At 55.2% G+C, this 14618-nt stretch carries 15 protein-coding genes; all 15 read right to left on the bottom strand.

Going from position 1 to position 14618, the window contains the following annotated elements:
- Positions 1-7: 7 nt before the first annotated feature.
- Positions 8-1549 carry a F0F1 ATP synthase subunit alpha gene (gene atpA / locus AC2D8U_RS19595; RefSeq protein WP_484620774.1) on the bottom strand — a complete coding sequence of 514 codons (1542 nt, stop codon included), beginning with the start codon at positions 1547-1549 and terminating at the stop codon, positions 8-10.
- Positions 1550-1563: 14 nt separating this feature from the next.
- Positions 1564-2097, bottom strand: coding sequence for a F0F1 ATP synthase subunit delta (atpH, locus tag AC2D8U_RS19590; protein ID WP_484620773.1), 534 nt, complete (start codon positions 2095-2097; stop codon positions 1564-1566).
- Between the two features lie 18 nt (positions 2098-2115).
- Positions 2116-2586: a F0F1 ATP synthase subunit B gene (gene atpF, locus AC2D8U_RS19585; RefSeq protein ID WP_484620772.1), complete on the bottom strand. Its 471-nt coding sequence runs from the start codon at positions 2584-2586 to the stop codon at positions 2116-2118.
- A 70-nt stretch (positions 2587-2656) separates the two neighbouring features.
- Positions 2657-2872, bottom strand: coding sequence for a F0F1 ATP synthase subunit C (atpE, locus tag AC2D8U_RS19580; protein WP_484620771.1), 216 nt, complete (start codon positions 2870-2872; stop codon positions 2657-2659).
- Positions 2873-2918: 46 nt separating this feature from the next.
- Positions 2919-3731, bottom strand: coding sequence for a F0F1 ATP synthase subunit A (atpB, locus tag AC2D8U_RS19575; RefSeq protein WP_484620770.1), 813 nt, complete (start codon positions 3729-3731; stop codon positions 2919-2921).
- A gap of 1084 nt (positions 3732-4815) precedes the next feature.
- On the bottom strand, positions 4816-5709 hold the full coding sequence (locus tag AC2D8U_RS19570) for a ParB/RepB/Spo0J family partition protein (RefSeq protein WP_484620769.1): 894 nt from the start codon (positions 5707-5709) through the stop codon (positions 4816-4818).
- A 10-nt stretch (positions 5710-5719) separates the two neighbouring features.
- Positions 5720-6520: a ParA family protein gene (locus tag AC2D8U_RS19565; protein WP_484620768.1), complete on the bottom strand. Its 801-nt coding sequence runs from the start codon at positions 6518-6520 to the stop codon at positions 5720-5722.
- Positions 6521-6539: 19 nt separating this feature from the next.
- A complete protein-coding gene (gene rsmG, locus AC2D8U_RS19560) occupies positions 6540-7160 on the bottom strand; it encodes a 16S rRNA (guanine(527)-N(7))-methyltransferase RsmG (protein WP_484620767.1) in 621 nt (206 codons plus the stop codon).
- An 87-nt stretch (positions 7161-7247) separates the two neighbouring features.
- A complete protein-coding gene (gene mnmG, locus AC2D8U_RS19555; RefSeq protein WP_484620766.1) occupies positions 7248-9137 on the bottom strand; it encodes a tRNA uridine-5-carboxymethylaminomethyl(34) synthesis enzyme MnmG in 1890 nt (629 codons plus the stop codon).
- 426 nt (positions 9138-9563) lie between these two features.
- A complete protein-coding gene (gene mioC / locus AC2D8U_RS19550; protein WP_484620765.1) occupies positions 9564-10010 on the bottom strand; it encodes an FMN-binding protein MioC in 447 nt (148 codons plus the stop codon).
- Between the two features lie 462 nt (positions 10011-10472).
- Positions 10473-11840: a tRNA uridine-5-carboxymethylaminomethyl(34) synthesis GTPase MnmE gene (mnmE, locus tag AC2D8U_RS19545; RefSeq protein WP_484620764.1), complete on the bottom strand. Its 1368-nt coding sequence runs from the start codon at positions 11838-11840 to the stop codon at positions 10473-10475.
- 111 nt (positions 11841-11951) lie between these two features.
- Complete coding sequence (gene yidC / locus AC2D8U_RS19540; protein ID WP_484620763.1) at positions 11952-13568, bottom strand: membrane protein insertase YidC; 1617 nt, start codon at positions 13566-13568, stop codon at positions 11952-11954.
- Between the two features lie 6 nt (positions 13569-13574).
- Positions 13575-13826 carry a membrane protein insertion efficiency factor YidD gene (yidD, locus tag AC2D8U_RS19535; protein ID WP_484620762.1) on the bottom strand — a complete coding sequence of 84 codons (252 nt, stop codon included), beginning with the start codon at positions 13824-13826 and terminating at the stop codon, positions 13575-13577.
- Positions 13790-14149: a ribonuclease P protein component gene (gene rnpA / locus AC2D8U_RS19530; RefSeq protein ID WP_484620809.1), complete on the bottom strand. Its 360-nt coding sequence runs from the start codon at positions 14147-14149 to the stop codon at positions 13790-13792. Before rnpA ends, yidD begins: the two co-directional genes overlap by 37 nt.
- Before the next feature lie 21 nt (positions 14150-14170).
- Complete coding sequence (gene rpmH, locus AC2D8U_RS19525) at positions 14171-14305, bottom strand: 50S ribosomal protein L34 (protein WP_013347301.1); 135 nt, start codon at positions 14303-14305, stop codon at positions 14171-14173.
- Positions 14306-14618 lie beyond the last annotated feature (313 nt).

Here is a 14618-nt window from a genome sequence, read left to right as displayed (position 1 = left end):
TGACCTGTTACCAGGTTTGGGTGGCAACAAACTGGTCCAAAGCAGACTGCAGCTGACCTTCGATATCGGAGTTGTAGTCTCCGGTGTCGTTGATCAACGTCATCAGCTCAGCCTGTTCGCTGTGCATGTAGGAAAGCAGAGCGGCTTCGAAATCGCCGATCTTGGCCACTTCGATAGGCTTCAGGAAACCCTTCTCGGCAGCGAAAATCACGACAGCCTGCTCGGCCACGCTCATTGGCGCGTACTGCTTCTGCTTCATCAGCTCGGTAACACGCTCACCATGCTCCAGCTGGGCACGGGTGGCGTCATCCAAGTCGGAAGAGAACTGGGCAAAGGCCGCCAGTTCACGGTACTGAGCCAGAGCGGTACGAATACCACCGGACAGCTTCTTGATGATCTTGGTCTGGGCTGCACCACCTACACGGGATACGGAGATCCCCGGGTTCACCGCAGGACGCAGGCCGGCGTTGAACAGGTCGGTTTCCAGAAAGATCTGACCATCGGTAATGGAGATCACGTTGGTCGGTACGAACGCAGATACGTCACCCGCCTGGGTTTCGATGATCGGCAGAGCGGTCAGAGAACCGGTCTTGCCTTTCACTTCACCCTTGGTGAACTTCTCCACGTAATCCGCGTTTACACGGGAGGCACGCTCCAGCAGACGGGAGTGGAGGTAGAAAACGTCACCCGGGAACGCTTCACGGCCCGGCGGACGACGCAGCAGCAGGGAGATCTGACGGTAGGCCACGGCCTGCTTGGTCAGATCATCATAAACGATCAGTGCATCTTCACCGCGGTCACGGAAGTATTCCCCCATGGAGCAGCCAGAGTAGGGCGCCAGGTACTGAAGCGCAGCCGCTTCAGACGCGGAGGCCACCACCACGATGGTGTTTTCCAGGGCGTTGTGCTCTTCCAGCTTGCGAACCACGTTGGCGATGGTGGAGGCCTTCTGGCCAATCGCTACGTAGACACACTTAATGCCAGAGTCACGCTGGTTGATGATGGCATCGATGGCCAGAGCGGTCTTACCGGTCTCACGGTCACCAATCACCAGCTCACGCTGACCACGGCCGATCGGGATCATGGAGTCGACGGACTTGTAACCGGTCTGAACCGGCTGAGAAACGCCTTCACGCTCAATAACGCCCGGGGCGATCACTTCAACGGGAGAGAAACCATCGTTTTCGATGGGGCCCTTACCGTCGATCGGTGCACCCAGGGTATTCACGACGCGTCCCAGCAGGCCACGGCCTACGGGTACTTCCAGAATACGACCGGTAGATTTAACTTTAACCCCTTCCGCCAAGTCGGCGTAAGGGCCCATCACTACCGCACCCACGGAGTCACGCTCCAGGTTCAGTGCGATGGCGAAACGGTTGCCAGGGAGCTCGATCATCTCACCCTGCATCACATCGGCCAGGCCGTGGATACGGATGATGCCATCGCTTACAGAAACGATGGTCCCTTCGTTACGAGCTTCGCTGACAACATTGAACTGTTCAATACGGCTCTTGATCAGTTCACTGATTTCAGTGGAATTCAGTTGCATGCTCACATCCCCAATTAGGATTGCAGCTTGTCAGCAAGGCGGCTGAGCTTGCCACGTACCGACCCGTCGATCACAGTGTCACCCACGGTAATGGAGACACCGGCAATCAGATCCGGGTTTACGCTGCAGTTCAGCTTCACTTTGCGTGCCAAACGTTGTTCCAACGACGCTGCGATCTTGGCCTGTTGCTCATCAGACAGGGCTTGGGCAGATTCAACATCCGCAGTCAGCTCCTTCTGCCACTCATCGCGCAGCAGCGCGTAGTGTTGGGCAACGGCCGGCAGCGTCACCAGGCGTCCATTTTCTGCCATCACCCTCACCAGGTTCTGGCCATGCTCATCGAGTTGCTCGCCACCGATCTTGATAAAGATCTCGGCCAGCTGCTCGGCATTGGTCTGACTGGACAACAGTTCAATCACGGTGTCGTTCACCGTGATCTCAGCCAGGAAACCCAGCATCTGAGCCCAGTGATCCAGCGCCTGCTTCTCGACGGCAAAATCGAAAGCGGCTTTGGCGTAAGGGCGAGCAACAGTGGTCAATTCAGACATTTAGCCCTCTCCCTTTGCTTACAGCTCTTCAGCCAGCTTGTCGACAATGTCGCTGTGCGCGTTGGCATCAATGGTACGCTCGAGGATCTTTTCGGCACCCGCCACTGCCAGGATGGCAACTTGGGCGCGCAGTTCGTCTCGTGCGCGGTTACGTTCAGCTTCGATCTCGGCTTCGCCTTGGGCGATGATCTTGGCGCGGACAACTTCGGCTTCCGCCTTGGCTTCCTCGACAATGGCACCGCCACGTTTGTTGGCCTGCTCGACGATCTCTGCTGCTTGCGACTTGGCTTCCTTGATGGTGTCTGCCGCTTTATGTTGCGCCAGATCCAAGTCCTTGCCGGCGCGTTCTGCACTGGCCAAGCCATCGGCTATCGTCTTCTGTCGGTCTTCGATGGCACCCAGCAAGGGCGGCCATACGTACTTCATGCAGAACCAGACGAAGAGGATAAAAGCGATCATCTGACCGATCAGGGTCGCGTTGATACTCACAACGGCATCTCCTCTTTAATCCAATTCAAGCCTTGCTTCGCAAGGCCCGTTAAAACGGAGTCAGGGTGCCTTATGCGAACAGCATGTACATGCCGATACCCACACCGATCATCGGTACGGCATCCAGCAGACCGGCGATGATGAACATCTTGGTTTGCAGAGTCGGGGCCATTTCAGGCTGACGGGCACAGGCTTCCAGGAATTTACCGCCCAGCAGACCGAAGCCGATGGCGGTGGACATGGCACAGATACCAATCAGAAAAGCAACAGCGAAATAGGTTTCCATGATTTTCTCCAGATAGTTAAGCTAAAACTAACGTTTAAAAACTGTATTAATGGTCTTCACTCGCCATGCTGAGATACACGATCGTCAGCATCATGAAAATGAAGGCCTGAAGTACGATCACCAGAATGTGGAAGATTGCCCAAAGTATGTGCAACACCACACCCATGGAGCCGAGGACCACACCGCCGGTGTAAACAATAGCGATGAGGACAAAGATCAACTCACCCGCGTAGAGGTTACCAAACAGACGAAGGGCCAGAGAGACCGGTTTCGCCAACAGGGTGACCGTTTCGAGGACGAGGTTGAAGGGGATCATTACTGGGTGGTTGAACGGATGGAGGGTCATCTCCTTGGCAAACCCTTTCAGCCCTTTGACTTTGATGCTGGTGAAGATCACCGTCAAAATCACGCCCAATGCCAACGCCGCGGTAATGTTCAAGTCCGTGGTTGGTACGATCTTGAAGTAATCCGCACCCGTGGTACGCATAATGAGCTCAGGGATGAAGTCGACCGGGATCAGATCCATCAGATTCATCAGGAAAACCCAGACGAAGATGGTCAGAGCCAGCGGGGCGACAATCGGGTTGCGACCGTGGAATGCATCCTTAACGGAATCATTCACAAATTCGACAATCAGCTCGATAAAGCACTGCAGCTTACCGGGTACGCCAGTTGTCGCACTTTTCGCTACGGAGCGAAACAGCCATAAGAAGAGAACACCTAAGCCAACCGAGAACAGCAATGAATCGACGTGCCAAACCCAGAACCCTGCGTCCTTACAGTCATAGTTCCAACCAGCGGAACAGTACTGCAGGTTCGTCAGGTGATGCTGGATGTATTCCTTTGGAGTAGCAGCCATTATTCATCTCATTTGTTTTTGTTGTAAAAACAAAGTTGCTGCCCAATGTGCGAATCACTGCGTGTGCGTTTATCACACAGCCTTGAGTACACCATGGTTAGCATCAGCTTTATCGAATCCTATCCGACAAGATCTACAGAGACCTTACTCGCCGCCGTCACCAAAACTGGCAACAACAAGGAAAGCGATATAAATCCGACAGTTAGACAGGTCTGAAAACGTAATTACCGTGCTCAGTCACTAGGCTAAATACCGGTGCACGTAGCCTACCCCAGTCCGCAACAAGCTGACAACTAACATCGATAGGAGTCGAGCAACCGCCACACTCCTTTGCATAGCCGTCATTTGGGCAAAAACCGGTGATTTGCTCCGTGCTTCTTTGTCAGGGCAGTTCAAATCAGCGTGACCTACCCCACAAAATCCATGCGAAGTATACCGGCTTAGTTGTTCGATGCAACCGGCCATTCGGCCATAAAGTGCAACCCAGCGCGCAATGAAGTCCTTTTTTGCGAACTCCAGCAGCAGGCTTCTAAACAAAATGAGAGGTGGAACGACTGACGTACAAATCCCAATCAGAAAACACGGTATTTCCACCTGAATATGTCGTAATTAAACGAAAAAAAAACTCCAAGTCGCCATGCAGTACAAAGATAATCCAGTCATTGAAATATCCTATCTTGCCAAACAGCCAGAATATGCGTTCCGCTCTCACCCCACTCCGAACAAAGACGATGGTGATGTGACCCTGTTTTACGGCTAATAGCTCTATATGACCGTTCCAATATGCATTACACCCGACGAACCTTGAGTGCTCCAGATTTGGGGAGTTGGGCTTTTAGGACCTCGAACTTAGCCCTTACGAACACTTCCCCTTACAGCTCCACAGGCCTGTCACACAAAACCCCGATTAGGGAGCAGCTAGTTATTGGCTCGACGGCCATAAAGGAACGCTCTACGGGTTAGTACGCCGTATACAAGGGAAGGAGAAAGGGAAGCGGACCGGCCATCAGTGCGCCGCGCATTTACCAATAGGGTCCAGCGTGATGTTAGCGATAATGAAAAGGGGCCTTTCGGCCCCTTTTTATTACTCGTTCGAACCCGGTGCAATTTTCACCAGGATCCCATCTAACTGATCCAGGTCCTGGTAGCTGATCACCAGCTTACCTTTGCCTTTACTGCCGTGATTGATGGCCACCTCAGCCCCCAGACTCTCGGTGAGACGCTGGGCCAGTGCAGTGATATCCGGATCGGGCAGGCGAGCCGATTTAACCTCAGGCGGGTTCTGCAATTTTTGGATGAGGCGTTCCGCTTCGCGAACCGTCATCCCCTTGGCCACGATCTGACGAGCCACCAGGGTCTGCTCATCACCACTGATGGCCAACAGGGCCCGAGCATGGCCCATCTCGATATCGCCATGCTCCAGCAGTGTTTTGACTTCCTCATTGAGGTTATTCAGACGCAGCAAGTTGGTGACCGAAGTCCGGGACTTACCCACGGCTTCGGCGATCTGAGCATGGGTCAACTCAAACTCTTCGGCCAGACGCTTGAGCGCAATGGCTTCTTCCATGGCGTTGAGATCTTCCCGCTGGATATTCTCAATCAGAGCAATGGCTACGGCCGCATTATCGTCGACTTGTCTCAGCAGGCAGGGCACCGTATCCAGGCCAGCCATCTGCGAGGCACGCCAACGGCGCTCTCCGGCGATGATCTCGTAGCGATCCCCGGCCAGTTGACGAACAACGATGGGTTGGATCACCCCCTGGGCTTTGATCGATGCTGCCAACTCCTCCAGCGCCTCATGGGACATGTCACGACGAGGCTGGTACTGCCCCGGACGTAAACTGGTGACCGGCAATTGGCTCAGCCCAGTCTGCATGTCGGTGGAAAGCTCTTGTGCGGCCTCAGTCTGGGCCAGGGATTGGCTGCTACCGAGCAGGGCATCCAGCCCTTTACCCAGTCCTCGCTTTTTCGGGGACATCTGATTCCTCTTACTCTGATCCGGTTGCCAAACAGGTGATCTGCGCCGACTCCTGGCGACGCAGCATTTCGCCAGCCAGTGCCAGGTAGGCTTTAGCCCCCGCACTACTCTTGTCGTAGTACATAGCCGGTGCACCAAAACTTGGCGCCTCTGCCAGGCGAACATTGCGTGGGATCACGGTGCGATAAACCTTCTCGCCGAAATGTTGCTTGAGCTGATCAGACACATCGTTGGCGAGGCGATTTCTGGGATCATACATGGTACGCAGGATCCCTTCGATGGCCAATTGAGGATTAACCAACTGCGCCAACTTGCCAATGGTGTCCATCAGTGCCGTCAATCCCTCCAGTGCATAGTATTCGCACTGCATGGGGATCACTACCGCATCGGCCGCCGCCAGGGCATTCACCGTCAACAGGTTGAGGGAGGGAGGGCAATCGATAAAGATGTAATCGTACTGATCGCGCACCGAAGCCAGGGCATTGCGCAGGCGCACTTCCCGGGCAAACACTTCCATCAACTTGATCTCAGCCGCCGTCACATCACCATTCGCGGCGATCAGGTGATATTTGCCAGTGGTTTCAGTCTGGATCACCTCGGCCGTCGGCGTTTCCTCCACCAAGAGATCGTAGGCAGTGTGAGGCACCTGGTATTTGTCCACACCACTGCCCATGGTGGCATTGCCCTGGGGATCAAGATCGATCAGCAGGACGCGACGACGCGTCGCCGCCATGGAAGCTGCCAGGTTAATACTGGTGGTCGTTTTTCCTACGCCGCCTTTTTGGTTAGCGACGGCAATGATCTTGGCCACGAAAATCTCTCCAGAACCGTTATTGGGCGGTCACGATCACCAGGTGCCGTTGAGCATCCAAGCCCGGAACCTGCAAAGCAACCTCGGTATCGATCCCTAAACCATCAGGGATCTGAGCCAGTTCAGATGGGTCAAGCTGGCCCTTCAGAGCATAATAGCGACCATCCACCTTGGGCAGATGATGACACCAGTTGAGCATGTCCTGCAATGAGGCAAACGCCCGGCTAAGAACACCATCAAATCCACACTCTGGCTGATAGGCTTCAACCCGACTTTCCACGGCGGTGACATTGGTCAGGCCCAACTTGTGGATCACGGTACGGATAAAGCGGATCCGCTTGCCCAGGCTGTCCAGCAGGACAAACTCTTTATCCGGGTTACAGATCGCCAGTGGCAGTCCAGGTAACCCCGGGCCGGTGCCCACATCGATAAAACGCTGGCCAACCAGATGCGGGCCCACCACGATGCTATCGAGAATGTGTTTCACCAACATTTCGTTGGGATCTCGCACCGAAGTCAAGTTGTAGGCCTTGTTCCACTTGTCCAGTAACTCAACCAGGTTGATAAGCTGGGCCTGTTGTTCAGGGCTCACGGTCAGGTTGGTTTGGTTGATCAGAGTATTCAGGCGTTGAGCCAACACGTCGGCTTCCTCCCCTAAGGGTCAATTTTGCATTATGAAAGGAACAGCGGGGCATGAAAAGCCCCGCTGCGTCATCACAAGATGGGATCAGGCGCTTTTTCGTAGCAGCCCGTGTTTCTTCAAGTACACCAGCAGCAGGGAAATGGCGGCGGGTGTGACGCCGGAGATCCGAGAGGCACTGCCAATGGTTTCCGGCTTATGTTCGTTGAGCTTGGCGACCACCTCGTTAGAGAGCCCTTTTACCTGGCTGTAATCCAGGTCCAGCGGCAGGATCGTGCTCTCGTGGCGACGGGCCTTCTCGATCTCATCTTTTTGACGGTCAATATAGCCCGCGTACTTGATCTGGATCTCAACCTGCTCTGCAGCCCGGCTGTCATTCAGCGCCGGTCCCAGAGATCCCACCGCCATCAGTTGGCGATAGGTCATTTCCGGTCGGCGGATCAGATCTTCGAGGTTGGCTTCCCGGGTCAGTGGAGACTTCAGCTGAGGATTGAGGATCTCGGCCTCGGCACTCTCTTTCTGCACCCAAGTGCTGCGCATACGTTGGCGTTCCTGCTCGATGGACTCCAGCTTTTCGCTAAACTTGGCCCATCGATCGTCGTCAATCAGTCCCATCTCACGCCCCTTTTCGGTCAGGCGCAGATCGGCATTGTCTTCTCGCAGCAGCAGGCGGTATTCCGCTCGGGAGGTGAACATGCGATAGGGCTCCTGGGTTCCCAGGGTCGATAGATCGTCCACTAGCACACCCAGGTAAGCCTCATCCCGACGTGGGGTCCACGCAGCTTCACCACGGCCCTGGCGTGCCGCATTGAGGCCAGCCAGTAGCCCCTGAGCACCGGCTTCTTCGTAGCCCGTTGTGCCATTGATCTGACCGGCAAAGAACAGGCCTTCGATGTATTTGCTCTCCAGCGAGGTTTTCAGATCCCGCGGGTCAAAGAAATCGTATTCGATGGCGTAGCCGGGACGCAGGATCCGCGCCTGCTCGAAGCCCTTGATGGAGTGGATCAGATCCAGCTGGACATCGTAGGGCAGGGAGGTGGAGATCCCATTGGGGTAGATCTCGATGCTGTTAAGCCCCTCCGGCTCGACAAAGATCTGGTGCGAGGTTTTATCGGCAAAGCGCATGATCTTGTCTTCCACCGACGGGCAATAACGCGGGCCGATCCCATCAATCACCCCGGTATACATGGGACTGCGATCCAGGCCGCTGCGGATGATCTCATGGGTTCGTTCATTGGTATGGGTGATGTAACAGGAGATCTGCTTCGGCTGCATCGAGCGGTCACCAATGTAGGACATCAGTGGCGTTGGGTGATCCCCGGGCTGCTCCTGCATCACGGAGAAATCCAGGCTACGGGCATCGAGGCGGGCCGGGGTGCCGGTTTTAAGACGATCCATGCGGAAAGGCATTTCACGCAGGCGGTGGGCCAATGCAACGGCATTGGTATCGCCGATCCGTCCGCCTCCGTAGTTTTCCAGGCCGATATGGATCTTACCATCGAGGAAGGTCCCTACGGTCAGCACGACGGCATTGGCAGTAAAGCGGATCCCGGCATCGGTGATCACGCCAGCGATCCGATCCTGATCCAGGATCAGATCATTGACCCCTTGCTGAAAGATCTGCAGGTTTTTTTGGCTAAAAAGGATCTGCTGAATGGCATTGCGATACAGGGCGCGATCCGCCTGGGCACGGGTGGCACGAACGGCTGGGCCTTTCGAGGCGTTCAGGGTACGAAACTGGATCCCGGCATGATCGGTGGCCAGGGCCATGGCACCACCCAGTGCATCGATCTCTTTAACCAGGTGACCTTTGCCGATCCCACCGATCGCGGGGTTACAGGACATCTGTCCCAGCGTATCCAGGTTATGGGTCAACAGCAGGGTGTTACTGCCGGTTCGAGCACTGGCTAATGCCGCCTCTGTTCCCGCATGACCGCCGCCTACAACGATGACGTCAAAGTGTTCTTGTGCCTGCATAGGTCGCTACCTTTACCCTAAGCCGTGATGGATCAAAAAAAGCGCTGCATTCTATCACCGCTTTGTCGAGTAAGAAAGATTACTATTTGACCAATCCTGGGTGTTCTGATCCTTAAATATTAAAAGATCTATTTAAAGATCTTTTATTGTTTCTTCTATTAGATCCCGCGATCTTTGTGGAAAACCTTCGCAAACCCTTGCTGGCTCTGGGTTTGTGAAGGATCGCAAGCTGTGATCTTCATGGGATCTATGGGATCGCAACACGGGGATAGATCCGGATCTTATGCACAGGGGGGATCAAAAAAAAGATCTCCCTGTGATTAATAGGCAGGTTAATCACAGGGAGATCCATGTTTATGCACAATTGCCTGTGGTTAGATCCTTGATCCGTGGATAACCCTAGGGATCCTGTGATCAAAATGGGATCTAAGCTGGGATCCCGATCCGATCCTGCCAGCTTTCAAGCCAGCTTAGTGCTTGATCTTCCGGGAGATCCATCTGTTGTACATCGATAAGGATCTTATCCACAAGTGGGATCGCGCCCTTGGATCGCAAGGGGGGATCCAAACGATCAATTGCGCCACAAAAGGTGTCATAGCTGGAATCACCGATCCCGCACAGGGCGTAACGATGAGCACTCAGATCGGTTTGTTCGGACAGCCAGTTGGCGAATGGAAGCAGGTTGTCCGGCAGTTCGCCGGCGCCATGGGTGGAGGTGACGATCAGCCAAAAGGGGGCATCCAGTAGGGCTTGGGGATCGAGTTCGAGACAATAGCTGACTTCGTGTCCGGCACTTTGCAGAACCGGCAGCAGCTCATCGGCAACGGCTTCGGCGCCGCCCATGGTGGTACCAATGATCAAGGCGATCTTCATGGATGGGATCCTTTTGATAGGGAAAAGAGGGCCAATCTTACCGTAGGGCAGGTTAGTCCGCGATCCGGGGCATGGTGGGGGCTCCGGGAACGAGGGCGACTCTGTACCGACGCGCTGCTCTGGGGCGGACGTAACCTGCCATCCGATGTCTCTTCAAGATCTGAATGGCAGGTTACGTCGATTATTGTTTTTTTGGGTAATGGCCAGCTTTAACCATGCCTAACCTGACCTACATCCGGAATGCTCCTTATCTGCAACATGACCAATTTCGCCACAGGACGGAGTGTTCGTAACCTGATATCTGGAGTTAGCGTCGAGATCGAAATGGCGGGTTACGGCGGTTCGGGTCCAGCTTTAGAGAAGGAGCCGAGCGCGCCTAACCCACCCTACGGCCCGCATAGAGCGTACAAAAAAGCCCTCTATAACAGAGGGCTTAAGCTAATTATGATGACCGGTTCGAGGTTACTTGCCGATACAGAAGGAGGAGAAGATCCGGCCCAGCAGATCATCTGAGCTGAACTCCCCGGTGATCTCAGCCAGGGCCTGCTGGGCCAGACGCAGCTCTTCAGCCAGCAGCTCTCCAGCGTGGAAGACAGTCAGCTGCTCATCCCCATTGTCCAGATGCCCAGCGGCTTGCTCCAGGGCTTCCAGGTGGCGCTGACGGGCCATAAAGCCGCCCTCCGCCGTACCTTGGTAACCCATGCAGGCCTTGAGGTGAGCTTTTAGCGGGCCGATACCTTCACCGCTCTTGGCGGACAGGCGGAACAGGGGCCATTCATCGGCCGTGCTCTCACCCAGGGGTTCACCGGTCAGATCCGCTTTATTGCGGATGATGGAGATCCCCATCTCTTTTGGCAGACGGTGGATAAACTCAGGCCAGATGGCCTCGGGATCGGTGGCCTCGGTGTCGGTGCCATCCACCATCAGTAGGACACGATCGGCCTGCTCTATCTCGCTCCAGGCCCGTTCGATGCCGATCCGCTCCACTTCGTCGGACGCTTCACGCAGGCCGGCGGTATCTATGATATGCAGTGGCATGCCATCGATGTGGATATGCTCCCGTAACACGTCTCGGGTGGTGCCAGCGATATCGGTGACAATGGCGGACTCGCGGCCAGCGAGGGCGTTAAGCAGGCTGGATTTACCGGCATTGGGTCGGCCTGCGATCACCACCTTCATGCCCTCACGCATCAGGGCACCTTGGCGGGCACTGGACTGGACCTCTTCCAGCTGGGCTTTGACTGCCGCCAGATCGGCGGCGATACGACCGTCGGCAAGGAAGTCCACCTCCTCTTCCGGGAAGTCGATGGCGGCTTCGACGTAGATCCTCAACCGGGTCAGTTGCTCAACCAGCTCATGGATCCGGGCGGAGAAATCCCCTTGCAGGGAGTGCATGGCACTGCGTACAGCCTGCTCTGAGCTGGCTTCGATCAGATCGGCAATGGCTTCCGCCTGGGTCAGATCCATCTTGTCGTTCAAGAAGGCCCGCTCTGAAAATTCGCCGGGACGGGCAGTGCGGACACCGGGGATCTGCAGGATCGCGCGGATCAGCATGTCGATCACGACCGGTCCGCCATGGCCTTGCAGTTCCAGCACATCTTCCCCGGTAAATGAGTTGGGGGCCTTGAACATCAGGGCGATCCCCTGATCCAGCACTTCGCCCTGGGCATCCTTAAACGCCAGGTACTCGGCATAGCGGGTTTTGGGTACCCTGCCCAGCAGGGTGGTCGCGACCCGGTCAGCCAGCTTGCCGGAGACGCGGACGATGCCGACGCCACCCCGACCGGGGGCGGTAGCCTGGGCGACGATAGTGTCGTTGTGATCGGTCATAGTTATCCAGTGGGGAAATTTTTTGCCAAGTGTAACCGTTTCAGCCTTGGACTGAGAAAGGGAGAGACAAAAAAGGCGGCCAATTGGCCGCCTTTTTTCCTACAGAGACCGTTATTTCAGGCCTTGCTTGTCCAGTTGGCGATAGATGATCACCTGCTGGGTGATAGACACCAGGTTACCCACCAGCCAGTACAGAACCAGGCCGGATGGGAACCACAGGAAGAAGAAGGTGAACATCACCGGCATGTACTGCATGATCTTCTGCTGCATCGGATCCATGGTAGCCATGGTCGGCTGCATTTTCTGCATGGCGAACATGGAGATCCCCATCAGCACAGGCAGGATGTAGTACGGGTCTTTCTGGGACAAGTCGGTGATCCAGCCAAAGAACGGCGCGTGGCGCAGATCGACGGATTCCAGCAGCACCCAGTAGAAAGCAATAAAGAATGGGAATTGAACCAGCAGTGGCAGACAGCCACCCATGGGGTTCACTTTCTCTTTCTTGTACAGCTCCATCATCGCCTGGCTCATGCGCTGACGATCGTCACCGAAACGCTCTTTCATTTCAGCCAGCTTTGGCTGCAATTTGCGCATCTTGGCCATGGAGGTGTACTGCGCCTTGGTCAGCGGGTACATGGCACCACGGATCAGCAGGGTCATCAGGATAATGGCGATACCCCAGTTGACCACCAGCGACTGGAGGAACATCAGAACGCTGTTAAGGGGCTGGGCCACAAACCAAAGCCAGCCGTAATCGACGGTCAGGTTCAACGTTGGCGACAGCGCGGACAAGGCGTCCTGATCTTTAGGGCCAACATAGAGGCTGGCACCTGTGGTCAGCTCACTGCCCGGGGCAATGATGTGGGAGGGCTGCTTGACGCGAATGATGGCATCGTTGCCCACCTGCACCGTGGTGAGCTCATTGCGCTCATTGGCTTCTGGTACCCAGGCCGACACGAAGTAGTGCTGCAGCATGGCGATCCAGCCACCTTCGGTCAGCTGAGTCAGGTTGCCCTTGGCGATCTTGTCGAAGCTGTACTTTTCATAGCGGGTGTCTGCCGTGCTGTAGGCTGCACCACGGTAAGTGGGCATAAACATGCTGCCCTCTTTCTTACCTGTGCTTTGCTTCAGCTGGGTGTACATCTGCACCTGGGCGTTTTGCTCACCGGCGTTGCGGATCACGTAATCGACACGAACGTCGTACTGGCCGCGGGTAAAGGTGAAGCGCTTTTCAAACTGGATGCCGTTTTCATCGGTGTATACCATGGGCACCACCAGGCTGTCCTGACCCTCGGCGAGGACAAACTCGGCCCCGTCGACCGCATAGGTCGGACGCTGCTGCTGACCATCCGGCCCTTGCAGGCCAATCAGACCGCTTTGAGCGATATAGGTAAAGCCGTTGGCGTTTTCCAGGATGGTCAGGGCCTCTTCACCCCCTTGCTCCAGTTTGTACTGAGGCAAGGCTGCAAACACGATGTCACCACCGGCGGTGTCGATCACCAGATCCAGGGTATCTGTTTTTACCTTAACCAGGCTGGCAGAGACGGCTTGTGTCGCTGTCGGTACTTCGGCGGATTGCGTTGCCTGAGGTACGTCTACCGGGGTGCTGCTTTGCGCTGCGACCGGCGCAGGTTCGGCCGGCGGATTCTGATCGAGATTCCACTGCTGCCACACCATAAAGCTGACAAACAGCAATCCGATCAGGATTAAATTGCGTTGTGATTCCATAAATTATCAGTCTCTGCCTTTTTTGGCTTTGGGGACCGGATCGTGGCCACCCGGATGCAAAGGGTGACATTTTAGTATGCGTGCGATGGCTAACCAACACCCGAATATCGCTCCGTGGGCGGAAATTGCTTCCACGGTGTATTGAGAACAGCTTGGCGTAAACCGGCAGCGGGGCCCTAGCATGGGGCTGATCCACCTTTGGTAGCCGCGAACCAATCCTATCAGGACTCGTTGCAGCGGCGAATGAGCTTGCGCCATAACTTTTCAATCAATTTGTGCAGGGCGGCGTTGTCCAGCTCGTCGACCCCCTTTTTGGCGATCACCACGATATCCACTGCGGGCAGATCATGCTGCTGCAGACGGAAGCTATCACGCACAACGCGCTTGATGCGGTTACGTTGACAGGCTTTTTTGACGTGTTTTTTTGCGACGGTGAGGCCGATGCGGGGATGTTCCAGACCATTAGGTATGGCCAGAAGGGTAAGCTGGGGAGAGGCTGCCCGAACAGGGTTAGCGAAGACAGGTTTGAAATCGCCGGGAGTTAACAGACGTAACTCCCGGCCGAAGGTGTATCGCACCAGTGTGGCGCTTTGCATAATGAATTATGCAGACAGGCGAGCGCGGCCTTTGGCGCGACGACGAGCCAGTACCTGACGACCGTTTTTAGTGGCCATGCGGGCACGGAAACCGTGGTTACGCTTACGCTTCAGTACGCTCGGTTGAAAAGTACGTTTCATAGCTTTTTACCGTATTCAGTTAACTGTACAGATTAACTTTAGACGCCCACTTCAAGCTTGGCTTGACGATCAGGCGGTTCAAAAAGAGGCCGAATTCTAATAAAAAACGACCACCACCGTCAATCGAAATTGCAGTGTTTTCTTTTCTCGTATGTCTGGCACCAGTTCTTGTGGATAAAACTGTGTATCCACCACTAGATATAGACAGGCGGATCGCGATCGGATCCGACGCCGGGGATTATAACGATCGCTTCGATCCCTTGCCAGCCCTTATACAGTCTGGGTTTGAAAAGCGCGATCTGAACGATCCTTC

This window comes from Ferrimonas sp. YIN67 (genome assembly GCF_057219095.1).
This window is presented reverse-complemented; position numbering and strand designations above follow the sequence as displayed.